22 protein-coding genes and 3 tRNA genes are annotated in these 24,297 nt (G+C 46.1%); 23 read left to right on the top strand and 2 right to left on the bottom strand.

What is annotated here, in order from left to right; all coding sequences use genetic code 11:
* Positions 1-26 precede the first annotated feature (26 nt).
* The 19 genes from pyrR to BM415_RS12615 all read left to right on the top strand — a co-directional run bounded on the left by pyrR (position 27) and on the right by BM415_RS12615 (position 20,645).
* Entirely contained in the window at positions 27-581 is a 555-nt protein-coding gene (pyrR, locus tag BM415_RS12700; protein ID WP_091158500.1) for a bifunctional pyr operon transcriptional regulator/uracil phosphoribosyltransferase PyrR, read from the top strand.
* Positions 578-1,492 (top strand): aspartate carbamoyltransferase catalytic subunit, encoded by a 915-nt coding sequence (locus tag BM415_RS12695; protein WP_091158499.1) that lies wholly within the window; start codon positions 578-580, stop codon positions 1,490-1,492. Before pyrR ends, BM415_RS12695 begins: the two co-directional genes overlap by 4 nt.
* An 87-nt stretch (positions 1,493-1,579) precedes the next feature.
* A complete protein-coding gene (locus tag BM415_RS12690; protein WP_091158497.1) occupies positions 1,580-2,884 on the top strand; it encodes a dihydroorotase in 1,305 nt (434 codons plus the stop codon).
* A gap of 98 nt (positions 2,885-2,982) precedes the next feature.
* Entirely contained in the window at positions 2,983-4,125 is a 1,143-nt protein-coding gene (gene carA / locus BM415_RS12685; RefSeq protein ID WP_091158496.1) for a glutamine-hydrolyzing carbamoyl-phosphate synthase small subunit, read from the top strand.
* Position 4,126: 1 nt separating this feature from the next.
* Positions 4,127-7,345, top strand: coding sequence for a carbamoyl-phosphate synthase large subunit (gene carB, locus BM415_RS12680; protein WP_091158494.1), 3,219 nt, complete (start codon positions 4,127-4,129; stop codon positions 7,343-7,345).
* Between the two features lie 113 nt (positions 7,346-7,458).
* On the top strand, positions 7,459-8,193 hold the full coding sequence (pyrF, locus tag BM415_RS12675) for an orotidine-5'-phosphate decarboxylase (protein ID WP_091159236.1): 735 nt from the start codon (positions 7,459-7,461) through the stop codon (positions 8,191-8,193).
* Positions 8,190-8,831 (top strand): orotate phosphoribosyltransferase, encoded by a 642-nt coding sequence (gene pyrE, locus BM415_RS12670; protein WP_091158492.1) that lies wholly within the window; start codon positions 8,190-8,192, stop codon positions 8,829-8,831. Before pyrF ends, pyrE begins: the two co-directional genes overlap by 4 nt.
* Before the next feature lie 322 nt (positions 8,832-9,153).
* Positions 9,154-9,897, top strand: a complete 744-nt coding sequence (locus tag BM415_RS12665) for an ABC transporter ATP-binding protein (RefSeq protein WP_091159234.1) — start codon at positions 9,154-9,156, stop codon at positions 9,895-9,897.
* Positions 9,860-10,966, top strand: coding sequence for an efflux RND transporter periplasmic adaptor subunit (locus BM415_RS12660; RefSeq protein WP_091158490.1), 1,107 nt, complete (start codon positions 9,860-9,862; stop codon positions 10,964-10,966). Before BM415_RS12665 ends, BM415_RS12660 begins: the two co-directional genes overlap by 38 nt.
* Positions 10,966-13,923, top strand: coding sequence for an ABC transporter permease (locus BM415_RS12655; protein ID WP_091158488.1), 2,958 nt, complete (start codon positions 10,966-10,968; stop codon positions 13,921-13,923). Before BM415_RS12660 ends, BM415_RS12655 begins: the two co-directional genes overlap by 1 nt.
* Before the next feature lies 1 nt (position 13,924).
* The gene (locus tag BM415_RS12650; protein WP_091158486.1) at positions 13,925-14,779 is read left to right on the top strand and encodes an ABC transporter ATP-binding protein; all 855 of its coding nucleotides are present in this window, start codon (positions 13,925-13,927) and stop codon (positions 14,777-14,779) included.
* A 21-nt stretch (positions 14,780-14,800) separates the two neighbouring features.
* On the top strand, positions 14,801-16,276 hold the full coding sequence (locus BM415_RS12645) for an ABC transporter substrate-binding protein (RefSeq protein WP_348272314.1): 1,476 nt from the start codon (positions 14,801-14,803) through the stop codon (positions 16,274-16,276).
* A gap of 123 nt (positions 16,277-16,399) precedes the next feature.
* Positions 16,400-16,564 carry a hypothetical protein gene (locus tag BM415_RS25095; RefSeq protein ID WP_170862441.1) on the top strand — a complete coding sequence of 55 codons (165 nt, stop codon included), beginning with the start codon at positions 16,400-16,402 and terminating at the stop codon, positions 16,562-16,564.
* A 95-nt stretch (positions 16,565-16,659) separates the two neighbouring features.
* Positions 16,660-16,733 (top strand) — tRNA-Met (locus tag BM415_RS12640).
* Between the two features lie 45 nt (positions 16,734-16,778).
* Positions 16,779-16,852 (top strand) — tRNA-Ile (locus tag BM415_RS12635).
* A gap of 630 nt (positions 16,853-17,482) precedes the next feature.
* The gene (locus BM415_RS12630; RefSeq protein ID WP_091158482.1) at positions 17,483-18,787 is read left to right on the top strand and encodes a hemolysin family protein; all 1,305 of its coding nucleotides are present in this window, start codon (positions 17,483-17,485) and stop codon (positions 18,785-18,787) included.
* Positions 18,788-18,863: 76 nt separating this feature from the next.
* Complete coding sequence (locus tag BM415_RS12625; protein WP_091158480.1) at positions 18,864-19,934, top strand: hemolysin family protein; 1,071 nt, start codon at positions 18,864-18,866, stop codon at positions 19,932-19,934.
* Positions 19,935-20,147: 213 nt separating this feature from the next.
* Positions 20,148-20,348, top strand: coding sequence for a hypothetical protein (locus BM415_RS12620; RefSeq protein WP_091158479.1), 201 nt, complete (start codon positions 20,148-20,150; stop codon positions 20,346-20,348).
* Between the two features lie 6 nt (positions 20,349-20,354).
* Positions 20,355-20,645, top strand: coding sequence for a hypothetical protein (locus tag BM415_RS12615; RefSeq protein WP_244533227.1), 291 nt, complete (start codon positions 20,355-20,357; stop codon positions 20,643-20,645).
* Positions 20,646-20,653: 8 nt separating this feature from the next.
* On the opposite strand, the gene BM415_RS12610 is transcribed toward BM415_RS12615, so the two are convergent.
* The gene (locus BM415_RS12610) at positions 20,654-20,875 is read right to left on the bottom strand and encodes a DUF2905 domain-containing protein (protein WP_091158475.1); all 222 of its coding nucleotides are present in this window, start codon (positions 20,873-20,875) and stop codon (positions 20,654-20,656) included.
* A 134-nt stretch (positions 20,876-21,009) separates the two neighbouring features.
* Complete coding sequence (locus BM415_RS12605; RefSeq protein ID WP_091158473.1) at positions 21,010-21,228, bottom strand: hypothetical protein; 219 nt, start codon at positions 21,226-21,228, stop codon at positions 21,010-21,012.
* 759 nt (positions 21,229-21,987) lie between these two features.
* Here BM415_RS12605 and BM415_RS12600 point away from each other — a divergent pair.
* The 4 genes from BM415_RS12600 to BM415_RS25570 all read left to right on the top strand — a co-directional run bounded on the left by BM415_RS12600 (position 21,988) and on the right by BM415_RS25570 (position 23,968).
* Positions 21,988-22,073, top strand: a tRNA-Leu gene (locus BM415_RS12600).
* Positions 22,074-22,183: 110 nt separating this feature from the next.
* On the top strand, positions 22,184-22,852 hold the full coding sequence (locus BM415_RS12595; RefSeq protein ID WP_091158472.1) for a uracil-DNA glycosylase: 669 nt from the start codon (positions 22,184-22,186) through the stop codon (positions 22,850-22,852).
* Positions 22,853-22,881: 29 nt separating this feature from the next.
* Positions 22,882-23,301: a hypothetical protein gene (locus BM415_RS12590; RefSeq protein WP_091158470.1), complete on the top strand. Its 420-nt coding sequence runs from the start codon at positions 22,882-22,884 to the stop codon at positions 23,299-23,301.
* A gap of 250 nt (positions 23,302-23,551) precedes the next feature.
* Entirely contained in the window at positions 23,552-23,968 is a 417-nt protein-coding gene (locus BM415_RS25570; protein WP_091158468.1) for a WGxxGxxG family protein, read from the top strand.
* The last annotated feature ends 329 nt before the right edge of the window (positions 23,969-24,297 follow it).

The following is a 24,297-nucleotide window of genomic DNA, read 5'->3' as shown; positions in this document are numbered from 1 at the left end:
AGGAAGCCCAGGAGGAGGTTAAACACATGAGCGGTGAAGCACACGTCATCATGGATGAGATCGCAATTCGCAGAGCACTCACTCGGATTGCACATGAGATTTTGGAGAGAAATAAAGGGATTGAAGGCTGTATTCTTGTCGGCATCCGCACACGCGGTGTATATCTCGCAGAACGCATTGCAGCAAAGATTGAGGAAATTGAAGGGACAAAGGTTCCCTGCATTGACCTCGACGTCACTCCTTATCGGGATGACCGGAATGTGGAGGCAGATGTAAGACAAAGCATGAAGAAGCAGCTGGACATTGACATTCACAATAAAAAAGTAATTTTGTTCGACGATGTCCTCTACACAGGCAGAACGATTCGTGCTGCAATGGATGCCTTGATGGATATCGGCCGCCCTCAAATGATACAGCTTGCAGTACTTGCAGACCGCGGACATCGCGAGCTGCCGGTTAGACCTGATTTTATCGGTAAAAATGTTCCTTCCTCAAGATCGGAATCGATCGAGGTTGCTCTGATCGAAGTTGATGGTAAAGACGAAGTCACCATTAATCAGAACCGGGGGAATGAAGCATGATACTAACCGCAAAAAGTATTAAAGAGCGCAGTTTGCTGGGACTGAAGGAACTAGCTGCAAGTGAGATAGAGTCGATCTTGGACCGGGCATCACACTGGGATAAACAAGAAGAGAAGCTTGTCCCGGTTCTTGCTTCCAAATTTGTAGCGAATATATTTTTTGAGAACAGCACACGAACGAGATTCTCTTTTGAAATGGCTGAGAAACGCCTGGGTGCTGAGGTGTTGAATTTCGCTGCAGCGGCTTCAAGTGTAGCCAAGGGAGAGTCGATCTACGATACGGTACGTACGCTTGAATCGATGGGGATTGACGCTGGCGTGATCCGTTTGAAGCCGGAAGGGGTACTCGCACAGCTTGCTGAGAAAGTGAAAGTGCCTCTGGTTAACGCAGGAGACGGGAACAACGAGCACCCGACACAGGCGCTTCTGGATCTGTACACAATGCGACAGAGCTTTGGCAGTCTCAAGGGACTGAATGTCTCCATCATCGGCGATATCAAGCACAGCCGGGTAGCTCGCTCCAATCTGTGGGCTTTACAAAAACTCTGCGCGAACGTCACGTTCTGTGCTCCAGACATGATGAAGGCTCCAGAGCTTGAAATACACGCACCCTATATAAGCATCGATGAAGCGCTCAAGGCAGATGTTGTAATGATGCTCAGAGTTCAGCTGGAAAGACATGATAAAGGCATTGATATGAAGGCAGATGAGTATCGTAAGCGGTTCGGACTTACCGTAGAACGTGCCGCGAAGCTGAATCCAAGCACAATTATTATGCACCCTGCTCCGGTAAACCGGAATGTTGAAATTGATGACGCGGTTGTAGAGAGTCCGGCTTCCCGGATCTTCCCGCAAATGTCGAACGGAGTTCCAATCCGGATGGCGGTTATGGAACGCGCATTGCTTCTATAATTAGGCTTGAGAATAGAAGACGAGACAGACAAAATTTCAAGCTTTGAACATTAAACAGGTACAAACAGACCGGAGCGGAGGATATAAATGAAAGCCTATTTTATAAAGAATGCAAGTGTGCTGAATCAAGAAGGGGAACTTGGACAGAAAAGCATCATGATAGCGGATGGCAAAATTTTCGACATTATGGATGAGAACGCGGGCGTGTTTGCTTCGGAAAATACAGATGTTGAAGTGATTGACGCTGAAGGCAAGCTGGTTATACCAGGCCTGATTGACATGCATGTACACCTTAGAGAGCCGGGTTTTGAGCATAAAGAGACGATCGAGACCGGCAGCCGTTCTGCTGTAAAAGGTGGATTTACAACCATCGCCTGCATGCCGAATACAAGACCGGTAACGGATGACCCGGAAACGGTGCAGCTGGTGCTGGAAAAAGCACAGGAAGCGAATCTGGCAAAAGTGCTGCCCTATGCAGCCATTACGATCAATGAGCTGGGCCGTGAGCTGACCGACTTTGAAGCACTTAAATCAGCAGGGGCGATCGGTTTTACAGACGACGGCGTTGGTGTGCAAAGCGCGCAAATGATGAAGGATGCGATGGCCTTGGCAGCTTCGCTGGATATGCCGGTGATAGCACATTGTGAGGACAATTCACTGGTAGAAGGTGCATGTGTAGCTGAAGGAGAGTTTGCAAGAAAGCATGGACTCAAAGGAATTCCAAACGAGTCTGAGGCCATTCATGTAGGACGCGACATTCTGCTCGCTGAAGCAACAGGCGTTCACTACCATGTCTGCCACGTAAGTACAGAGCAATCGGTAAGACTGATTCGTCAGGCCAAAGAGATCGGAATAAAAGTAACCGCTGAGGTGTGCCCGCACCATCTGATACTGGCAGATGAAGACATCCCGGGTCTGGATGCGAATTGGAAAATGAATCCTCCGCTTCGATCCCGCCGTGATGTTGAAGCCTGCATCAAGGGGCTTGAGGACGGAACACTCGATATGATCGTTACAGACCATGCGCCGCATAGCGAGGAAGAGAAAGCCAAAGGGATGGAGCTCGCACCGTTCGGAATCGTCGGATTTGAGACAGCCTTCCCGTTGCTCTACACCAAATTTGTGGAAACGGGCAAATGGACGCTTAAGTTTCTCGTCGACAAAATGACAGCTGAGCCTGCCCGAGTATTCAGACTGGATACTGGCCGCCTTGAGAAGGATGCCATTGCGGATGTCACAATCATTGATCTCGAAGGACTTCGCGCTGTGGATCCGGACGTTTTTGCGACCAAAGGACGCAATACTCCATTCACAGGCTGGGAACTGAAAGGCTGGCCGGTTATGACTTTTGTAGACGGCAAGAAGGTATATTCCGATCCAACATTAAGCTAATCAAGCATAATCAATATGGTTAACGCACTTTTATAATATCAATTCATTATACAAGCACATTTTAAATATGAAAGAGATACAACGAAGGAGTGAGTTGGATGCAGGCACAGGCAAGATTATTACTAGAAGACGGCACATTGTTCACAGGCAGAGCATTCGGAGCTGAAGGTGAGCAAACAGGCGAGGTCGTTTTTAATACAGGAATTACGGGCTACCAAGAGGTGCTCTCTGATCCTTCTTACTGCGGACAAATTGTAACAATGACTTACCCGCTGATCGGAAACTACGGAATTACCCGGGATGACTTTGAATCCATTCGTCCTTATGTGCATGGGTTTGTAACCCGCCGTTACGAACCCGTGCCAAGCAACTGGCGCGCAGAATACAGCATCGACATGCTGCTTAAAGAACACGGAATTATCGGAATCAGCGATATCGACACACGGATGCTGACACGCCGCATTCGTCACCAAGGAACCATGAAGGGGATTCTGACAACTGGCTCCAAGCCGGTTGAAGAGCTTCTCGAAATGATGAGTGACATAACGATTGATGAGCTTCGCAACCAGGTGCCTCTGACATCAACTAAGCATGTGTATAACAGCCCTGGCATCGGCGAAAAAATCGTACTTGTTGACTACGGCGCAAAAACAGGGATTTTGCGTGAACTGAACAAGCGCGGCTGTGATATTGTGGTCGTTCCTCATGACACTACAGCCGATGAGATTCGCAGATTGAATCCGGACGGAATTCAGCTCTCCAACGGCCCTGGGGATCCAAAAGATGTGCCTCATGCAGTCGAGATGGTATCTGAGCTTCTGGGTGAATATCCGATCTTCGGGATCTGCCTGGGACATCAGCTGTTTGCTCTGGCAGCAGGCGCAAATACAGAAAAACTGAAATTCGGACACCGCGGTGGCAACCATCCGGTGAAGGAGCTTGAAACAGGACGTTGCTATATTACTTCCCAGAACCATGGTTATACGGTTAACGAAGATTCCATTAAGGGAACAGATTTGGAAATTACACATATCAACAACAATGACAAAACGATTGAAGGGCTGAAGCATACCAAATACCCTGCCTTCTCAGTACAATATCATCCGGAAGCGGCACCAGGTCCACAGGATAATTCCTATCTATTCGACCGCTTCCTTGACATGATCCGCGAACATAAACAAAACAACCCGCAGAAGCCGCGCCAAGCCGTTCTTGCCGCAGCAGGGAAAGGAGCACGCTAACATGCCTATTAATAACGACCTCAAGAAAATTCTTGTCATCGGGTCCGGTCCGATCGTCATCGGTCAGGCAGCTGAGTTTGACTATGCTGGAACCCAAGCGTGCCAAGCGCTCAAAGAAGAAGGCGTGGAAGTTGTTCTTATCAACAGCAACCCAGCTACAATCATGACGGATACGAATATGGCGGACAAAGTATATATCGAGCCGATCACACTCGACTTTGTAACTCAAATCATTCGTCAGGAGCGTCCGGACGGACTGCTTCCGACGCTTGGCGGCCAAACCGGTCTTAACATGGCGGTTGAGCTGGCTCGTGCCGGCGTACTAGAAAGTGAAAATGTCAAACTGCTCGGAACTCAGCTGACTTCCATTGAAAAAGCAGAAGATCGTGATCTGTTCCGTGAGTTGATGCGTGAGCTGGAGCAGCCAGTACCAGAAAGCACGATTGTAACAACAGTGGGAGAAGCAGTAAGCTTCGCTAATGAGATTGGATACCCAATCATTGTTCGTCCTGCTTATACGCTCGGTGGAACTGGAGGCGGTATCTGTGCAGATGAAGAAGAGCTTCTTGAGACCGTAGCTTCGGGTCTTCGTTACAGCCCAATTACACAATGTCTCGTTGAGAAGAGTATCGCCGGAATGAAGGAAGTCGAATATGAAGTGATGCGGGATGCTAACGATAACTGTATCGTTGTCTGCAACATGGAGAATTTTGACCCAGTAGGCGTGCATACAGGCGACAGTATCGTTGTTGCCCCAAGTCAAACGTTGTCTGACCGCGAATATCAAATGCTTCGCTCGGCATCACTAAAAATTATCCGCGCCTTGAACATTGAGGGTGGGTGTAACGTACAATTTGCACTGGACCCGCAAAGCTTCCAGTACTACGTTATTGAAGTTAACCCGCGCGTTAGCCGCTCTTCTGCTCTGGCTTCCAAAGCAACGGGATACCCGATTGCCAAGATGGCAGCCAAAATTGCACTCGGCTACACACTTGATGAGATCATCAACCCGGTAACAGGTCAAACCTATGCATTCTTTGAGCCAACACTGGATTATATCGTAAGCAAAATCCCGCGCTGGCCATTCGATAAATTTACATCCGCCAACCGCAAGCTGGGTACTCAGATGAAAGCAACCGGCGAGGTTATGGCGATTGGACGTACTTTTGAAGAGTCCATTCATAAGGCAGTCCGTTCTCTCGAGATTGGTGTACACCGCATCTATCTGAAAGAAGCGGCAACACTGGAAGATGAGGTACTTAGAACCCGCCTTGCTAAGCCGGATGATGAGCGTATGTTCTTAGTAGCTGAAGCGTTCCGTCGCGGCTACACGCTCCAAGAGATTCAGGATATTACGAAGATCGACTGGTGGTTCCTTGATAAGATTGAAGCAATCGTCAAATTCGAAGACCAAATCCGGTCGGAGAGTGAACTGACTGGGGAAACATTGTATCAAGCAAAACGTATGGGCTTTACAGACCGCGCCATTGCCGAGCTGCGTGCTGAGAGTCAACCAGGAACTGCGCATACGAAGGAAAGCGAAGTCCGTGAAATGCGTGAAGCGCAAAATTTACGTCCAGTATACAAAATGGTAGATACCTGCGCAGCGGAGTTCGAAGCAACAACACCTTATTACTACTCCAGCTATGAAACGGAGAATGAGGTTCTGCCTTCCGACAAGGAGAAGATCGTCGTACTGGGTTCGGGTCCAATCCGAATCGGCCAAGGCATCGAATTTGACTACTCAACAGTTCACGCCGTATGGGCGATTCAAAAAGCGGGATACGAAGCGGTTATTATCAATAACAACCCTGAAACAGTATCCACGGATTTCAATACGTCTGACCGACTCTACTTTGAGCCCTTGTTCTTCGAGGATGTAATGAACGTCATAGAGCAGGAGAATCCGATTGGCGTCATCGTACAGTTCGGCGGACAAACGGCGATTAATCTGGCTGCGCCGCTTGCGGCAGCAGGAGTGAAGATTCTTGGTACGGACTTGGCAAGCATTGACGAAGCCGAAGACCGCAAGAAGTTCGAGGCACTGCTATCCCGCTTGTCAATTGCACAGCCGCAAGGCAGCACGGTTACTTCAGTGGATGAGGCTGTTGGAACAGCGCATGGTCTTGGCTATCCGGTCCTGGTACGTCCTTCCTACGTACTTGGCGGACGTGCGATGGAGATCGTCTACTCCGACAGCGAGCTGCTCAGCTATATGGAGCAGGCTGTCAAGATTAATCCTGAGCATCCGGTTCTGATTGACCGCTATATGCTGGGTAAAGAGGTAGAAGTCGATGCAATCTGTGATGGTGAGACTGTCCTGATCCCGGGAATTATGGAGCATGTGGAACGTGCAGGGGTTCACTCCGGTGACTCGATTGCGGTATATCCTCCACAGCACCTGGAAGCACATTTGAAAGAAAAAATTGTAGATATCACCATCAAAATTTCGAAGGAACTCAAAACGATCGGGCTCGTTAACATTCAGTTCGTTATTTATCAAGATGATGTGTATGTCATCGAGGTTAACCCTAGATCTTCAAGAACAGTTCCATTCCTAAGCAAAGTAACCGGTATTCCAATGGCGAATCTGGCTACCCAGGCGATTCTTGGCAACAAGCTTGCTGATCAAGGGTATGTGGATGGCCTATGGCCGGAGAGCGATCATGTATCGGTTAAAGTACCGGTCTTCTCCTTTGCGAAGCTGCGCCGTGTAGAACCCACTCTGGGACCTGAAATGAAATCCACGGGCGAAGTTATGGGCCGTGATGTGCTCTACGCTAAGGCTTTGTATAAAGGACTGATCGGAGCGGGCATGAAGATTCCTTCTTCCGGTGCCATCATCGCAACTGTTGCTGATAAAGACAAAGACGAGGCTGTATCCCTGCTCGGCGGCTTCTACAAGCTGGGCTACAAAATCATTGCAACAGGCGGTACCGCCGAAGCACTGGCTAAGGCGGGAATTCCGGTCCAAACGGTCAACAAGCTCAGCGAAGGTACGCCAAACATTCTGGATATGATTCGTACAGGTGAAGCCAACTTCGTATTTAATACGCTGACAAAAGGTAAAACACCGCAGCGTGACGGATTCCGTATCCGCCGTGAAGCAGTAGAGAACGGGGTTGTATGTATGACTTCTCTGGATACGGTACGCGCGCTTCTGCAAATGCTGGAGACGATTAATTTCTCCTCAGAATCCATGCCAACGTTCAGCCGCTGATCCTCATAAACAATATCTTGAAGGACATCGATAAAGCTCGGAATCAAAGGGCTTTATCCGATGTCCTTTATAACGAACAAAAGAAATGGAATGGGGGAGAATGGAAAATGCAATTGACTTCTGAATATAAAGAGATGGCCGGGCGCCTGATGGTAGCCTTGGACTATCCCGATGCAGACAGTGCCAGACAGCTGATAGACCGTCTTGAGGGAATACCTTGTTACATGAAAGTCGGAATGCAGCTGTTTTATACGGCAGGGCCGTCCTTTGTGAAAGAGCTTAAGGAGAAAGGATACTCAGTATTTCTGGATGTAAAAATGCATGATATTCCGAATACGGTGAAGGGTGGATCACATAGCGTAACCCGGCTGGGTGTCGATATGTTCAACGTTCACGCAGCTGGGGGCAAGGAGATGATGTCCTCTGCACTCGCAGGAGCCAAACAGGCAGCGGAAGAGGAAGGATTTACGGTTCCAACGATTATCGCAGTGACACAGCTGACAAGTACCAATCAAGCCACGATGAACAATGAAATTGGCATTCCAGGCGATGTAGAAGCGGTTGTTGTACGTTATGCTTCACTCGCGAAGGAAGCGGGACTTCACGGAGTGGTTGCTTCACCGCTGGAGGTAACCGCAATTAGAGAAGCATGCGGTCATGATTTTTATACGGTTACACCCGGGATTCGCCCTGCGGGAAGCGCAGTAGGCGACCAGTCCAGAATACTTACGCCCGGACAAGCAATCTCAGGGGGAAGCAGCTATATCGTTGTAGGCAGGCCTATAACAGCCAGTGAGAACCCGAGAGCGGCAGCAGAGCAAATTATTGAGGAGATGATGAATCAATGACAACATTAACGAAAATTCCTGAACAGCTGGCATCCAAACTGTTACAAATTAAGGCAGTGGCACTGCGCCCGAATCAGCCCTTTACCTGGACCTCCGGCATTAAATCTCCGATCTATTGTGACAATCGACTCACGATGTCGTATCCCGAAATTCGTGATCTGATTGCCGAATCTTTTGCAGCTGTTATCCGCGAGCAGTATCCAGATACAGAAGTGATCGCTGGAACAGCAACAGCAGGCATTCCGCATGCCGCATTCGTTGCACAGAAGCTGGGTCTCCCGATGATTTACATTCGGGACAAGGCCAAAGGGCACGGGAAAGAGAATCTGATTGAGGGTCTCGTTAAAGAAGGTCAAAAGGTAATCGTCATTGAAGATTTAATCTCCACGGGAGGAAGCTCGTTAAAAGCCGCGAAGGCGGTACAAGAAGCTGGAGCAGAGGCGCTTGCCGTGCTTGCGATCTTCAGCTATCAGCTAGATCGTGCAGCTCAGGCCTTTGAAGAAGCGGGAATTCCACTGCAAAGCTTGTCCAATTATACAGCGCTGACTGAGGTTGCTCTGCGTGAAGGAGCAATTGCCGAGGCTGATCTGGAATTGCTTCGCTCCTGGCGTGAAGATCCGAGTTCATTTGGAGTGTAATATAAAAAGTCTCTATAGACAGGCGGCCCTGCTGAGGGCCGTTTTTTGTTATGTTCTTAAGTTTAATTCATCATCTGGCAGCTCTATGAGAACAAATCAAAATTATCTTTAAAAGGTTGTAACTTATTTCTGTTTTATGTCGTTTATAATGCAGGTAGAAATATTTGTAATTATATTCTAGTTATTTCCTTGTAATGTTTGGGGGCGAGTTGTTATAAGAATACCATTTCGCAGCAGAAAAGAGCAGGATGAGCATAAGAGTTCTTCTATATTTGTGCAGGAGAAGGATGATGTACTGCCAGAGAGAGAGCCTGCTCTTGAGATGATCAGCATAGAACAGGAGAACGAGGCTATAGGCAGCCCGGATTCGGATCCATCCCGACCGGACTCTAGCGAACCCATTCTTAAGGTGTGTAATGTTCATCGCAGTTTTGAGACGGGAGGCAAGGCGATCCATGTCCTAAAAGGGATTGATCTGCAGGTCAATGCTGAGCAGCTTGTTATGCTAAGAGGGAGGTCAGGTTCGGGGAAGACAACCTTGCTAAATATGCTGGGAGGTCTCGATCAGCCGACTAGCGGTGAGATTTATTTTGATGGCAGGCCTCTGCACGATACAGGAGATGGAAGTCGGACAAAGCTTAGAAGGCAGGATATTGGATTTATTTTTCAAGCATATGCTCTGATGCCCTTGCTGTCTGCATGGGAGAATGTAGAGCTATCCCTGCGGATGGCGAATGTTCCAAAGAGTGAATGGAAGGAGAGGGTGGCATATTGCCTTGATATGGTGGGCCTCAGCAAGCGGGCGAAGCACAGACCTTTTGAGCTGTCGGGTGGAGAGCAGCAGAGAGTCGCAATAGCCAAGGCCATAGCTCATCGTCCGAAGCTTCTGCTCGCTGATGAACCAACGGCAGAGCTTGATTCCAAGATGGGAGCACAAGTGATGGCGGTTTTTCGAAATATGATTGCAACAGAGCAAGTGACGATCTGCATGACGACACATGATCCTACGATTTTGGAGGTTGCAGACCATGTTCATGAGATGGTGGACGGTAAATTCATTACATAACGAATCCTATGCCAGCTGGAAGAGACGTCTTCGAGCCATTGCACTAATAGGTGCGGCAGGTCTTATTCTCAGCGGCTGTTCCTTGCTGCCAGCAGAACCGGAAGAGGAGGTCTTGCCTCCGATTACACCGCCGACCATATCCAAGAAGCCGGAATATGAGGTTCGTACAGAAACGATCGAAACCAAGGTTTCGGGTTCCGGCAAGCTGATGAGTCAGAGAGAGGAGAAGGTTTATTTTACACTGGATGGCATGCATGTCAAGGAGCTGTACGTCAAACCGGGAGACAAGGTGAAGGCCGGACAGCAAATTGCTGTGCTGGATGTTGAGGAGCTGGAGAAGCAGATTCGCCAGAAGAAGCTGCAGATTCGTAAAGCGGAAGTTCAGATGAAGGAAACACTTCGCAAAAAAGACGAGATGGACCCTGTTGAATATGAAGAGGCTGTAATCACGTTTGAAGAGCAAAGACAAGAACTGGCGGATCTTGAGGAGCAGGTAGGCAAATCTACGCTGTCAGCTCCTTTCGCGGGCACCGTGCTAAGTGTTCAGGTGGAAAAAGGAGCTGCTGTGAAGGCGTACGATCCGATTGCAACCATTGCAGACACATCCAATCTGGTTGTCGCCGCTACTTTTGCCAAGAAGGATCTGGAAGTGATTGCACAAGGAATGAAGGCAGATGTGGATATCAACGCGGCTGGAACGCATACCGGTACCATTCAGGTCATGCCTGTGGAAATGGCAGAAGACACGGGTTCCGGAGGAGAAGGAGGAACAGGCACGCCTCCTGCTCAGGAATCACTCGACCAATTTGTCATTGTTGAGCTGGATGATTGGCCTGAAGGGTTAAATCGCGGTACACCCCTTACCGTATCGATTGTAACACAGCGCAAGGAGAATGCCGTCTTAATACCGATCTCCACACTTCGATCTATCGGATCAAGAACTTATGTACAAGTTGTAGAGGCGGATGGTAGCAAGAGGGAGGTTGACGTTGAGGTAGGTCAGCAGACATCTACGGATGTTGAAATCCTCAAAGGTCTGACACCCGGACAGAAGGTGGTCGGAAGGTAATGAAAGGAATGCCCTTGTTGCGCCTCTTGTTTCGAAAAATATGGAACACAAGATGGCTTACGCTAAGTACCTTACTAGGTCTTATTGTGGCTGTAGGTTTCACCGTCAGCATTCCCATGTATGCAGATGGAGCGTTGAAGCGTGTCGTCGCTCAGTCTTTGGAGGAAGAGAGCAGTGGTATGCCTGCAGGTTCTCTGCTCATGAGCTATCAGGCGGCAGGAGGGACGAAGACAGACCTTGTCTCGCTGAACGAAGTTGATCGATATATCAGGGAAGACGTTTCGAGCAGTATCGGATTTGATCACAGTACTTATCTTAATGTCCGCACGATTCGCAGCACGGAAGTGAGTCCTGAAGACCCTACGAAAGTCGATGCCAGCAGAATCAGGACGATGACCGTTAGCTCAATGACCGATTTGACAGATCATGTAACAGTGACTCAAGGTGTCATGCCAGGGAATCAGGTGCGGGATAACGTGATTGAGGCAGCGATGCTTGAAGAAGGAATGTATCGAAATGATCTGCATGTCGGTGACATACTGGAATATCCCGTATACAGTGGACTGGATTTGACGCTGAGGGTCAAGATTACAGCTGTCTTTACTCCGGATGATCTGACCGCCCCTTATTGGTTTCAAGGATTTGAAGGAATGATGAATGGACTGTACATCGATCCAGAAGTAATGAGCGCTTATTTGCTGAGTGAAAAAGGAGTTCCGCTTCAGACCTCCAGATGGTATTACGCCTTTGATCTGAGTGAGATTCAAACGAGCCAGCTGCCAGGTCTAGGGAGAACGCTCGAACGATTGGATATTGAGCTGTATCAACGATTGAAGGATACCAAAGTCGATATTTCCTTCGGTGATTTGCTTGCTAACTTTAGAGCCCAGAGCCTGCAGCTGCAGACTATGCTGTTTACGCTTGCGGTTCCGATGATTGCAATGGTCTTCTATTTTATCGTTATGAACGCCAGACAATCGCTTCAGAAGCAGGAAAGTGATATTGCTGTTCTTCGAAGCCGGGGAGCCTCTGCCAGACAGATTATTCTATTGTACTTGCTGGAAGGTCTGATTCTTGGCACGTTGGCTATGATGGCAGGTCCATTTCTCGGTTGGTTCATGGCGAAGAGCATAGGATCTGCCAGTGGATTTCTGGAGTTCGTCGATCGAAAAGCCATACCTGTAGGGGTGACGCAGGATGCCCTGTGGCTGGGGCTGGTTGCGGTAATTGCCTCCATGATCGCTTCGGTTATCCCGGCAATTAATTATGCCAGATCGACGATTGTGGATGCCAAGCGCCGGCAGGCGAGAAGTGATCGCAAGCCGATATGGCAGCGATGGTATCTCGATATTTTACTGCTTGGCATTTCAGGATATGGCTACTATTTGTTCTATGAACGCCAAATGCTTACCTTTCAAACGGGAATGACAACCGACCAATTGCAGGTGCAGCCTTTTTTATTTTTTGTACCCGCAATCGCGATATTTGCATTAGGTCTGTTCTTTCTCCGGTTATTTCCGTTGATTCTAAAACTGATCCAGTGGATCGGCCGCAAAATTTTTCCGGTTCCGCTCTATCTGACGCTGACTCAGCTCTCTCGGTCCTCATCTTCTTATTACCCGCTTATGATCCTGCTTGTTTTGACTCTGGGACTTGGCGTTTACAATGCATCGGCTGCAAGAACCATTGATCTGAATTCAACAGAACGTACGTTGTATGAATATGGTACGGATGTCGTTATGCAGACCGTATGGGAAGGTTCTCCTGAATTGACTCCAGTAAATGGAGGGAATTCAGGAGGAGGAGGCAATCCGAACGAGCCTGGAGGCAGCCCTGGTGTCGGAGGAAATAACAATGGAGTTAATACAGGCGGCAATTCCGGAGGAAGTCCAGGAGGCGGGGGCAATCCCGGTGGTGGAGGGAATCCGGGCATGGGTGGAGGCGCTGCGCCCGGAAGAATGATCTACTCTGAGCCGCCGTTTGAAGTATTCAGGCAGCTGCCTGGCGTGGAGCATGCTGCCAGAGTCCTCCAAACCAAAGGCAATGTCATTGTATCGGGTAAATCAGCAGGTCAGGGAATGATTGTAGGTATCGATAATGTAGATTTTGCCGAGGTGGCCTGGTTCCGTAATGATCTGTTTCCAGCTCATCCTCATCGTTATCTTGATCTGCTTGGTCATTATGAAGGGGCCGTCATTATCCCTTCCAATCTTGCAGAGAAATACCAGCTGGAAAGTGGAGATATCATATCCATTGCTCTGCAGGAGCAGATGATTGAATTTGTGGTATTTGGTGTTCTGCCCTACTGGCCGGCACAATACCCGGATCAGACCCCGTTTTTTATTACAAATCTGGATTATATCTACGACCAGGTGCCGATGATTCCATACGAGGTGTGGCTCAAGATGGAGCCGGATGCTCTAGTTGCTCCGTTAATGACTGAATTAGCCGATGCAGGGATCGAATTGTCCTCAGTAAAGGATGTCCGCACCGAGCTCGTGGCAGAGAGCAAGCATCCTTCGAGAGGCGGAGTTTTTGGAATATTAAGCCTTGGATTTCTTGTTTCTATTATTATTTCGTTAATTGGTTATGTACTGTATTGGTTCTTTAACCTGTCTGGCCGGGTGGTTCAGTTTGGTGTGCTGAGGGCCATGGGACTATCCAGAGGTCAGCTCAGCGGAATGCTGCTGCTTGAACAGGTATTTACGGCAGGATTATCCATTGCATTAGGGATCGGTATAGGTCAGCTGGCAAGCAGATTGTTTCTTCCATTCCTGCAAACGACCGATAATGTAGAGACTCAGGTCCCTCCGTTTCGGATCGTGTTCGAAGCCAGTGATACCTATCAGCTGTACATCGTAACCGGAGTGATGCTCTTCATTGGAGCAGTGATGCTGTTATGGCAAATTCGCAGACTCAGAGTACACCAGGCTGTGAAGATGGGAGAGGAGCGCTGATATGATTCACTGCGAAGGATTGGTCAAGATTTATAAAACCAGCGAGGTTGAAGTGGTTGCTCTTCAAGGTCTGAACCTGACTGTTGAGGATGGTGAGATGATGGCAATTATCGGCAACAGCGGTAGTGGCAAATCAACACTGCTCAACATCTTGGGGGGACTGGATCGCCCTTCTGCTGGAACTGCTGTCGTAGGTGATTGGGATCTGCTCAAAATGACGGAAGCGCAGCTTGTGGATTACAAGCGACATACCGTCGGCTTTATCTGGCAGAACAATGGCAGGAATTTGCTCCCCTATATGACAGCTCTCGAAAATGTTGAAACACCGATGATGCTTGGGGGGAAATATGATCGGAGCTATGCAAAACAGCTGCTTGAATGGGTAGGGCTTGAGCATCGAATGCACAGCAGACTTCACCAATTATCTGGGGGAGAGCAGCAACGGGTTGCCATTGCGATATCTCTTGCCAATCGGCCGCGCCTACTCCTTGCTGATGAACCTACAGGTTCTGTTGACAGCGAGACAAGCGACCGGATCATGGCTATTTTTCGCAAGCTGAATCGAGAACTGGCCGTCAGCGTTGTCATCGTCACCCATGATCTGGCACTAGCCAATAAGGTGGACCGAATAGTTGCCATTCGTGACGGACTTACAAGCACCGAATTTGTTAAACGCAACGCAAATTTGGACACAGAGGTTGTTCCGGGAATGGGCGAGGTGCATGAAGCTTTTGTCATTATTGATAGAGCAGGTCGTCTTCAGGTGCCGAGAGAGTATCTAGAAGCGCTGTCTATTGATAATCGGGCCACTCTTGAGTTTGATGGTGAGCGAATTGTCATTACGCAGCCGAAGTAACCATAGAAAGGGAGAATGGGAATGATAAAGAAATCTGTATTTAGTCGACGGGTCATCGCGATGCTGACATGTATGACTTTGCTGACTCCACTTCTTGCAGCATGTACTTCTAACGAACCATCTGATGATCAAGAGGAAAGAGTGCTTCGAATCGGTACCGTGTATGGAAGTAACGATGACACCTATTTTAGACAGCAGTATACAGATATTTTTGAGGTACTGAATGACAATATTACGATTGAAATCGTACCTGCAGTCGACCAGAATCAGTATCAGTATTTTGACTATACCAAGAATGAACAGCCTGAGCAGCCAGATACCTTGGAAGCAGTCAAGAAGCTGATGACAGGCGAGAATCCGGTGGATGTTATTGTCGGAGATACCTCACTATTCAAGTCGCTTATTCAGGAAAATATGCTGACACAGCTTGATCCGCTTATTGCCGAGGATGAGTTTGATACTACAGATATTGTGCCGACCGTGCTGGACGGGATCAAGGATATGGGAGACAACAATCTGTACGCACTGACACCAACATTCTCATCCTCTGCTTTATTTTATAACAAAGCGATCTTTCAAGAAGCAGGTGTAGAACCACCGACTGATGGAGCGACATGGGAAGATATATTTGATAAAGCAAGACGAGCGACGAGTGGAGAAGGAGAGGATCGGGTATATGGCTTCTCCTTCAGTCAATATGCCGGAGATCCTTTCTACAATGTCCAAATGTATGCTTCCCCATTGCAGCTGCGTACATTTGATGACAAAGCCGAAACCATGACAGTCAACAATGACTCTTGGGAGAGAGTATGGGATACCGTGGCCACTCTGGCTCGGGACCAAATTGTCCCTGGTCAGGAGGTTTTTGAATATCAGACGGATCAAACTGAATTTAATCCTTTTCAAGGCAATATGTTTATGGAAGGAAAGCTCGCTATGGTTGTTTCGGACTACAGTTATGTCACAAGGCTAATTAGTGACAACAAATATGCAGAGACGGATGACCAGTTTGACCCGATCGATTGGGATGTAGTGACTCCTCCTGTGCATCAGGAAAAACCGGGTATTGGCGGGAATGTATATTTAAGCAGCCTAATGGCCATTAATAGCAACGCCCAAAATCCAGAGGATGCATGGGAATTCATCAAGTTCCTGAACGGTGAAGAATGGGCCAAAGTCAAGGCAAGAAGCAGCTATGAGATGGTATCACGTAAGAGTTATATCCAGCCTAAGGATGGACTGGACTATAACATCGCTGCTTTTTACACATTAAAGCCAGTACCGCCGACAAGTACAGATATGAACACACTGTTTCAGAAGATGCCGAATTTATGGCAGGTGGACTCCGTGGGACAGAAATATTTCAATGAAGTCGTAGAGAATAAGAAGACACCGAAGGAAGCACTGGAAGCCTGGGAGCAGGATGGAAATGAAATGCTGCAGAAGCTGAAGACAGATCCAAATGCGAGCTTCGAAGATAAATTAGGCGCAAATTAAATAAAATTATCAGAATAGCCGCTTGATTAAATTTCATCTTGCGGCTATTTTTGTGCATTTTGGGTATCCTAATCTTAGAAAGGAAACAGCATCCATTATGGAGTCAAAGGAAGATGAATAAGAGTGAAATGGGTATATTATTCAAGATTATATGGAAGCAAATTTCAGGCGGGCTGCTTCGCGAAAAGAATGGAGCAGGACGGATGGATCTATGGACATGATGAGCCGCAGCAGGTGGAGGTATACAAATCTCGCAAGGGGCGGTATGGCGTCCGTTTCATTCCGTAATGAGTAACATTCTTTTCTCTCCCAAAAAAGTGCCTTGACAATTCTATTACGCATCATGTATATTATTAGATGTCGCTGTTTTAAGTTTTTGCTGACGCGGGGTGGAGCAGCTCGGTAGCTCGTCGGGCTCATAACCCGAAGGTCGCAGGTTCAAATCCTGCCCCCGCAATTGTTACATACAGCGTACTTATATGTGTAATAGAATATTGATTCAGGGCCCTTAGCTCAGTTGGTTAGAGCGGTCGGCTCATAACCGATTGGTCGGGGGTTCGAGTCCCTCAGGGCCCATTCCTGAACAGCCTTTGCGTAATACGCAAAGGTTTTTTTATTTCATTTTTCTCTCTTACAATATTGTAAGTAAAGCGTAAGCGTTCCACATAGCAGGGAAGAAGACAATTAAGTACATTACAAATAAGGGGCTCTGCATTTAGTTCCAGCCTTCGTAATACACTGTTTAAAAGGGCTATATATGGTTTATATTATTTAGACTTTTCAATATATTGTGGTTATTGAGTTTTATATAAACTAACAGGCTGTACTCTTACCAAGTACCTTTAATAGGCTCTCTTTTATAAGAGAATAAGGTATCGGCTGCAATTATAACGTTTCAACCATAACGTAGAACTGGATGGTTAGCAATCAATCATGATATACTTACAGGAATATTACGGAGGGAGGTGGACACATTGGGAAGGCGTTATTGTATTTTGAACCGCAGACGGAATTAATTGCTGGGGAAATATTCAAGCGGACGCGGGCTGGCCAAGATGAAATGAACAGGGTTCTTCTCATGAACACCGCCCCTCATCGGCCGACGTTTTTAAGTGAATATTTAATTTGATTCTAAATTTAAATACAGTATTCATTAGAGATGCTGTAAATATTCCTGGAGGTGAATCCCTCTAAAGAGGGAAATTATTGGACATTATCACGATTACCAATTTAATATTACTTGTCATATTAATTGCGCTTACTGCGTTTTTCGTTGCTGCTGAATTTGCTGTAGTCAAGATTCGGATGTCGCGTATCGATCAGCTGATCGCCGAAGGGAACAAGAAAGCGGTGGTTGCCAAAAAAGTGGCGACTGACCTCGATTACTATCTATCTGCCTGTCAGCTGGGTATTACGGTCACTGCACTTGGTCTCGGTGCCTTGGGTAAGCCGGCAGTTGAGAGCTTGCTATACCCGGTGTTTAACTACTTTGAATTGTCAGAGGCTGTTTCATCTGTGGCTTCTTATGCGATTGCATTTATCTTGGTTACCTTCCTGCATGTTGTTGTAGGAGAAATGGCACCTAAGACATTGGCGATCCAATTCGCGGAAAAGATGACTTTGCTGCTCGCAGCACCCCTACATTGGTTCGGTAAGATCATGTCTCCATTCATTTGGGCGCTGAACGGTTCTTCCCGTGTTATGCTGCGTGCTTTTGGGGTTAAGCCTGCAGGTCATGAACAGGCGTATTCCGAGGATGAGATCAAGATCATCATGAATCAAAGCTACGAAGGCGGCGAGATCAATCAGACGAAGCTTTCTTATATGGAGAATGTTTTTTCCTTTGATGAACGAGACGCCAAAGACATCATGGTTCCGCGCGTGGATCTTGTAACGCTTGATATCGACATGGTTTATGCGGATATTGTTCCTATTTTTGACGAGTATAATTATTCGCGATATCCGGTTGTTGAAGCTGGAGATAAGGATAAAATTATCGGTGTGGTTAACGTGAAGAAGATGCTCCCTCATATCGTGGACGGACGTGAGCATCGCCTTGAAGAATTTGTTCGTGAACTACCTTATGTCTCAGAAATTACACCGATTCAGGAAGCGATGATCAAAATGCAGCAGCAACGGGTGCATATGGCAGTCGTTATTGATGAATACGGCGGTACTTCCGGGATTCTTACAATGGAGGATATTCTAGAGGAAATCGTAGGCGAGATTCGCGATGAATTTGATAGTGATGAAAAGGCTGATATTCAGCAGCTCGGAGACAATGAGTACCTGATCAGTGGACGTGTCTTGCTGGATGAGCTGGAGAAGCAGTTCGGCTTCATCTTTGACGGGGCTGATGAGGTAGATACCATTGCCGGCTGGATGCAATCCAAACGAGGTGCATCCCTCGAAGAAGGCGATATCGTAGAACAAGATGAGCAGGTATGGAAGGTCAAGGAAATGGATAATTTCCAAATTAAGCAGGTCGTACTTCGTAAAATCCAACTTTAAATAGTTCTATTTTTGATCATAAAATAAAAAATACTATATCACTCTGGAGGTGAATCCCTCTAAAAGAGGGAAATCATTGGACGGAATAATTGCATTAAATTTGTTTTTAATAGCTGTTTTCATTGGACTGACGGCATTCTTCGTCGGAGCTGAATTTGCGATTCTGAAGGTAAGGATGTCACGAATCGACCAATTGATTGCGGAAGGCAACAAGAAGGCTGTTCTGGCCAAAAAGGTCGCCCATGACCTGGATTATTATTTATCGGCGTGTCAGTTAGGGATCACGATTACGGCGCTCGTTCTGGGAGCGTTGGGTGAACCAACGGTCGAGAAGATGCTTCATCCGGTATTTGATAGCTGGAATCTGCCGGCAGCCCTCTCGACGATATTGTCCTATGTCATTGCCTTGTCGATTGTTTCCTTCTTGCACGTTGTCATCGGTGAGCTTGCTCCCAAGACACTGGCCATTCAATTCTCAGAGAGAATGACTTTGCTTCTGGCAAGTCCGCTGTATTGGTTCGGTAAGATTATGTATCCTGTTATTACTGCGCTGAACAATTCTGCTCGCCTCTTGCTAAAGATTTTTGGCGTGAAGCCTGCAGGTCATGATATCGTGTATTCAGAAGAAGAACTGAGGCTAATCGTAAACAACAGCTATGAGAGCGGAGAAATTAACCAGACAGAGCTTGATTATCTGAAAAATATTTTTGATTTTGATGAGCGCATACTGAAGGAAATTATGATCCCGAAAGGTAAAATAGCTACCTTTAGTAGTGATATGTCACTGGAGAGCATACTTGATGTCATTCATCAGTATGAGTACACCCGTTACCCTGTAATTAATAAAGGGAATAATGAGCAATATCTCGGTTTTATTAATACAAAGGAAATGCTGACAAGCATTGCTGCAGGCAGAGATTTTGATCTGAGCGGTTTTATTCATCCAATGCCAAGTCTTAAGGAGACCTCACCAATTAAGGATGTTCTTACAAAAATGCAGCAGAATCGTGTTCATATTGCAGTTGTGACAGATGCCAGCGGCCAAGTTACAGGGCTCGTTACGATGGAAGACATACTGGAAGAAATCGTGGGAGATATCAATGATGAATACGATAATGTCTCAGTGAATAGCGTTCCTGCCCATTAAGAACGTTATGTTACTTGGAAGTTAAATAGTTGACATTCAGCAGATAGACAGACCCTTGTATCTTATGATGCAAGGGTCTTTTTGCTGTACGGCTTGCAAGGTGTATCTTTCAAAGGGTGGAATTCATGAGAGTAGCCATATTTTACAGTTGATGAAAGAACAATTGTTCGTATATAATAAACACAAACAAACGTTCTTATTTGGGGTGAGAAAATGCCGCGTAAATATATAGGCAAGGTTGTAGAGATCGTGTATCTGGATCGAGCAGGTAAGGTTAGTCAGCGTAATATTGAAATTCATCGAATAATAAAGGGCAGAATATATTCCACATGTCTTCATACAGGGGCTCCTAGAACTTTTAACGAGGAGAATGTACTGGCTTGGCGACCTGTTAGAGCAGCAATAACAGCTTAGGGAGTGATGATGATGCTGCCTGATTTTGAACGCAAGCTGCTGCGAATACTATACAATTTTTGTGGACAACGGAGACGTATGCCTCAAATGACTGAATTGGAAGTCAAGACAGGGAGAACAGAAGGGGGGATTCGGAAGGCGCTGAGAGAGTTAGAAAGACTAGGGATGATTACGTGGCAGGACCAATCATCTACGGAACACATCGTGATTCTCAAGGGTTGGGAGCCTGAAGAGCAGAAGTCGGTGCGTTCGATGCCCTCTTTATCAGATGGGATGGATTATTGGACGAAATACTAACTGCTGCTTTATTTCATAAAGTGACGGATGATCCAGGAGATAAGCGTAAGGATAAGGCTGATAACGATACAAGTAACAATGGGGAAATAGAATTTGAAATTTCCTCGATCTACATAGATATCTCCTGGTAGTTTACCAAGTTGAATAAATCTTCCTAGAAACATCCAGATCAATCCGACAGCAATTAGTGCAACACCAAGGAATATTAGAAGCTTCGGCATATTGTTCATCTCTTTTGCTCACCTCATTGAATAATAAAATAGCCAGAGCCATGATGCCAAGCCCCAGCTAATCCATATCTATGATCTGCATTTCATTATAATTTTATGAACCGTACATTGTAAGATAACATTATATAGAGCTGTTAAGATAAAGCTAATTTTCTCGAGCGGTTAATGCTGATAATTCGGGTGATTTGCTCTACTTCCTCATAAGGGATCCAAACCGGACCACAGGTTGTTCTTAACACGAGCCGGGATGCATGGTCTGTAGGAACAGGAAACCCAGTCAATGTAGCTCCATCTTTGCTTCTTACCATAATCTGCTGATTGCGTTTCATCGCTATAATCGCTTCTTTATTCATAAGCCTATTCTCCCTATGCCAGTAATTAATGTAATAAAACAGGTCTAATTACATTGCAAACTGGTTGTTTAATCACACGTTTTTCACTTTCATTTCTACAAGTAGTCTATCAGAACTAGTTCTAAATTTCTACAATAATCCAAAAAATATCTTAAAGTTAAATAAACCAATTCGGATGAAGCCTAAACATTTGGAGACAATCTTAAGAAATAAGTGAAAAAGTTTAATGTGGCGGATAATATGGGTATAACTATCATAGGAGGAATGCACAATGAATATTCATGGATGGTATATCGTTATATTTTCCGTAATTATTGCTGCGGGTGTTGGAGGCATCGCTTGGTGGATGCGAATGGCGAGCAGAAAAAAAGGGTATAAGGAAGAATAAACCAGAATGAAGGCTGGCTTATCCATGTTGAACATGAAGGCAAACTGTACCAAGCCTGCGCTTAGACCAGGAAGAATAAATTGTTCTTGAGGTCTATGTATACGTTAGGGAGTCCATCTCGAAAAGGTGGGCTTTATTTTTAGTTTGTATGCTAAGTTTTATCAAGATTTCATATCAGGATTTTGCACATTCTGTTAAGGATTTATGCAAAATTCTCATATAAAAGTATACGCAAAGCTTGTCAAAACGTGGCTGTTCATGTATAATAAGAGATACCGGATTTTTGAGAAGATCTACTGGGAAATCCAGAAGTGGTCGTGGATTGTTCTTTAACTTTACAGCGAGTTTGGTTAGACAGTCTATACACATACGCCGGGGTGGCGGAATTGGCAGACGCACAGGACTTAAAATCCTGCGATGGGTGACCATCGTACGGGTTCGACCCCCGTCCTCGGCATACATTACATGAAATAGGCTGGCTCCTAATAGGAGTCCAGCTTATTTTTTTAGATATCTATATGTAGAATTCATGTAGCAAAGCGAGTTTGGGATGAGGAGAGCAAATATATGTTTAATAATGACTGGGATGTACTGCTGCAGGACGAAATGAATAAGGATTACATACAGGAGCTTCGAAAGAAGCTGGCCTTTGAATATAAGACGCAAACGATCTATCCTCCGAAGGAAGATATATTCAATGCATTGAAGCTGACCTCTTATGCGAATACAAAGGTTGTAATCATTGGACAAGATCCATATCATGGAGCGGGTCAGGCGGAAGGTTTAAGTTTTTCCGTCAAAAAAGGGGTTAGAATACCTCCGTCTTTGCGAAATATATATAAAGAATTACATAGTGATCTTGGAGTACCCATTCCCTCACATGGTTCTTTAAAAGAGTGGGCGGAAGAAGGTGTCCTCTTACTGAATAACGTATTAACTGTAAGAGAGGGAGAGCCGACTTCACATCGCCATATTGGATGGGAGTGGTTTACCGATGCGGTGATTGAGAAATTGAATGTCCGGAAGCAGCCTGTAGTGTTTATGTTATGGGGCAGCCATGCGCAGAAGAAGGGAGCTTTCATAGACCGATCTCGTCATCTGGTCATTGAATCATCTCACCCGAGTCCGCTTGCAGCTCGGCATGGTTTTTTTGGAAGCCATCCGTTTTCTCGAGCGAACGCCTATTTGGAATCAGAAGGAATCAAGCAAGTGGACTGGTCAATTTCGGACAATTAATAAAACGAACACGGAGGTGAACGGGAGAAATGAAGCACTGGGTAGGCCAAAGGGTGCTGGTGGAACGAGCAGGTGGTCGTAAAGATCCCGTTCAAGGGATATTGCTAAAGTGGGATGCAGATGCCGAAATCATTGTCGTTGGAGCGAAAAGAGTCAAGATTCCGTTTAGCCAAATTGTACGAATCCATCCATTGCCAGAGGATGCCTTTGGAAAAGGCAAGAAAAGAGCAAGATCCTCTGTTCATACGGTCGGATACGTAATGCGGCAGCCGATTCAATTTGATAATGCAATCTACTTTAATTCTGTGGTAACGGTGTGGAAAGGGGTTAAGCTTATTACGTACCGGACAACGATCAGCTCACATGATAACAATAATGTAGTGCTTGAAGATGGGACAGTCCTTGATAAGGAGTTGTATACGTTCGTTGTAAGGTCAAGGCGAGGATAACGCTAATTTTAATTAAAATTTTATGTTTGTATCATCCTGTGTTAATAATCATACAGTAATCTGTAATCGTCCCTTCAAGAGATGATTCTATATATAAAAACTCACCGGCTGCAAACGGTGGGTTTTTTGCTGTATATAAAATATTGGATAAAACCCCTTTTTTCACCCAAGTATCTGCTTGTATAACTTTAAATTAAGGAGGGGATTATACAAGCGACAGGCCATAAACAATAAAATGAGGGGTGAAATAATGATGAAAAAACAATGGGCAGCCACATTAGCTGCTGCAAGCATTTCTATGGTAATTGCCGTTCCAGCGATGGCTGATACGAACGCAAACCAAATGAACGGTAATCCGGTTAAAAATTCGGTCAATCGTCTGGAAAAAAATCTAGGCATTGATGGGACAGACAATGGCACTACGAACATGAATCGTACTCGCACAATGAACAACATGAACAATAACATGTACGATGGCAGAGGCACTGGAACGGGTACCTACAATACCAATGCTTATAACAATGGTACTTACGGCACCAATAACATTCGAGCGAACGCTGCAACAAATCGCGGAAATGGCTGGGGATGGCTTGGATTATTAGGTCTGTTCGGTCTCGCTGGTCTTCGCAAAGAGAAGCATGAAGGAACACCTCATCACGTGAAATAAAAGGCAGTAAACCATGTATTTTGGAGAAAAGTGATAAGCAGTTTTAAAAGATCAGGATACTCGCCCTGTCATCTAATCTAGGTATTCATATACTATCTCATACCTTAGAGATAAGGAGGAGAGCAGCATGAGTGAAGTATCTAGATCCGGATTTTGTGGAGGATACAATGGTTGGTCTTCCATCGGAGCAATCCTTGTTCTTTTCATTCTTCTTGTCATCATCTCCAAAACCATCCTCTACTAATTACCGAAAATAAAGGATCCCAGGAACCTGCGGATCCTTTATTTTTTTGTTATAATCTCCTCGAGTAGGAAATGGGGAGGAAGAA

Source organism: Paenibacillus sp. 453mf (genome assembly GCF_900116105.1).
Lineage (GTDB): Bacteria > Bacillota > Bacilli > Paenibacillales > Paenibacillaceae > Paenibacillus > Paenibacillus provencensis.
The sequence above is the reverse complement of the archived record's forward strand: the minus strand, read 5'-3'. Positions and strand labels throughout refer to the sequence as shown.

Coding starts and splice junctions, on each gene's coding strand:
- pyrR (WP_091158500.1), top strand. CDS start 27: ATGAGCGGTGAAGCACACGTCATCATGGATGAGATCGCAATTCGCAGA.
- BM415_RS12695 (WP_091158499.1), top strand. CDS start 578: ATGATACTAACCGCAAAAAGTATTAAAGAGCGCAGTTTGCTGGGACTG.
- BM415_RS12690 (WP_091158497.1), top strand. CDS start 1,580: ATGAAAGCCTATTTTATAAAGAATGCAAGTGTGCTGAATCAAGAAGGG.
- carA (WP_091158496.1), top strand. CDS start 2,983: ATGCAGGCACAGGCAAGATTATTACTAGAAGACGGCACATTGTTCACA.
- carB (WP_091158494.1), top strand. CDS start 4,127: ATGCCTATTAATAACGACCTCAAGAAAATTCTTGTCATCGGGTCCGGT.
- pyrE (WP_091158492.1), top strand. CDS start 8,190: ATGACAACATTAACGAAAATTCCTGAACAGCTGGCATCCAAACTGTTA.
- BM415_RS12665 (WP_091159234.1), top strand. CDS start 9,154: ATGATCAGCATAGAACAGGAGAACGAGGCTATAGGCAGCCCGGATTCG.
- BM415_RS12660 (WP_091158490.1), top strand. CDS start 9,860: ATGTTCATGAGATGGTGGACGGTAAATTCATTACATAACGAATCCTAT.
- BM415_RS12655 (WP_091158488.1), top strand. CDS start 10,966: ATGAAAGGAATGCCCTTGTTGCGCCTCTTGTTTCGAAAAATATGGAAC.
- BM415_RS12650 (WP_091158486.1), top strand. CDS start 13,925: ATGATTCACTGCGAAGGATTGGTCAAGATTTATAAAACCAGCGAGGTT.
- BM415_RS12645 (WP_348272314.1), top strand. CDS start 14,801: ATGATAAAGAAATCTGTATTTAGTCGACGGGTCATCGCGATGCTGACA.
- BM415_RS12620 (WP_091158479.1), top strand. CDS start 20,148: ATGCCGCGTAAATATATAGGCAAGGTTGTAGAGATCGTGTATCTGGAT.
- BM415_RS12615 (WP_244533227.1), top strand. CDS start 20,355: ATGATGATGCTGCCTGATTTTGAACGCAAGCTGCTGCGAATACTATAC.
- BM415_RS12610 (WP_091158475.1), bottom strand. CDS start 20,875: ATGAACAATATGCCGAAGCTTCTAATATTCCTTGGTGTTGCACTAATT.
- BM415_RS12605 (WP_091158473.1), bottom strand. CDS start 21,228: ATGAATAAAGAAGCGATTATAGCGATGAAACGCAATCAGCAGATTATG.
- BM415_RS12595 (WP_091158472.1), top strand. CDS start 22,184: ATGTTTAATAATGACTGGGATGTACTGCTGCAGGACGAAATGAATAAG.
- BM415_RS12590 (WP_091158470.1), top strand. CDS start 22,882: ATGAAGCACTGGGTAGGCCAAAGGGTGCTGGTGGAACGAGCAGGTGGT.
- BM415_RS25570 (WP_091158468.1), top strand. CDS start 23,552: ATGATGAAAAAACAATGGGCAGCCACATTAGCTGCTGCAAGCATTTCT.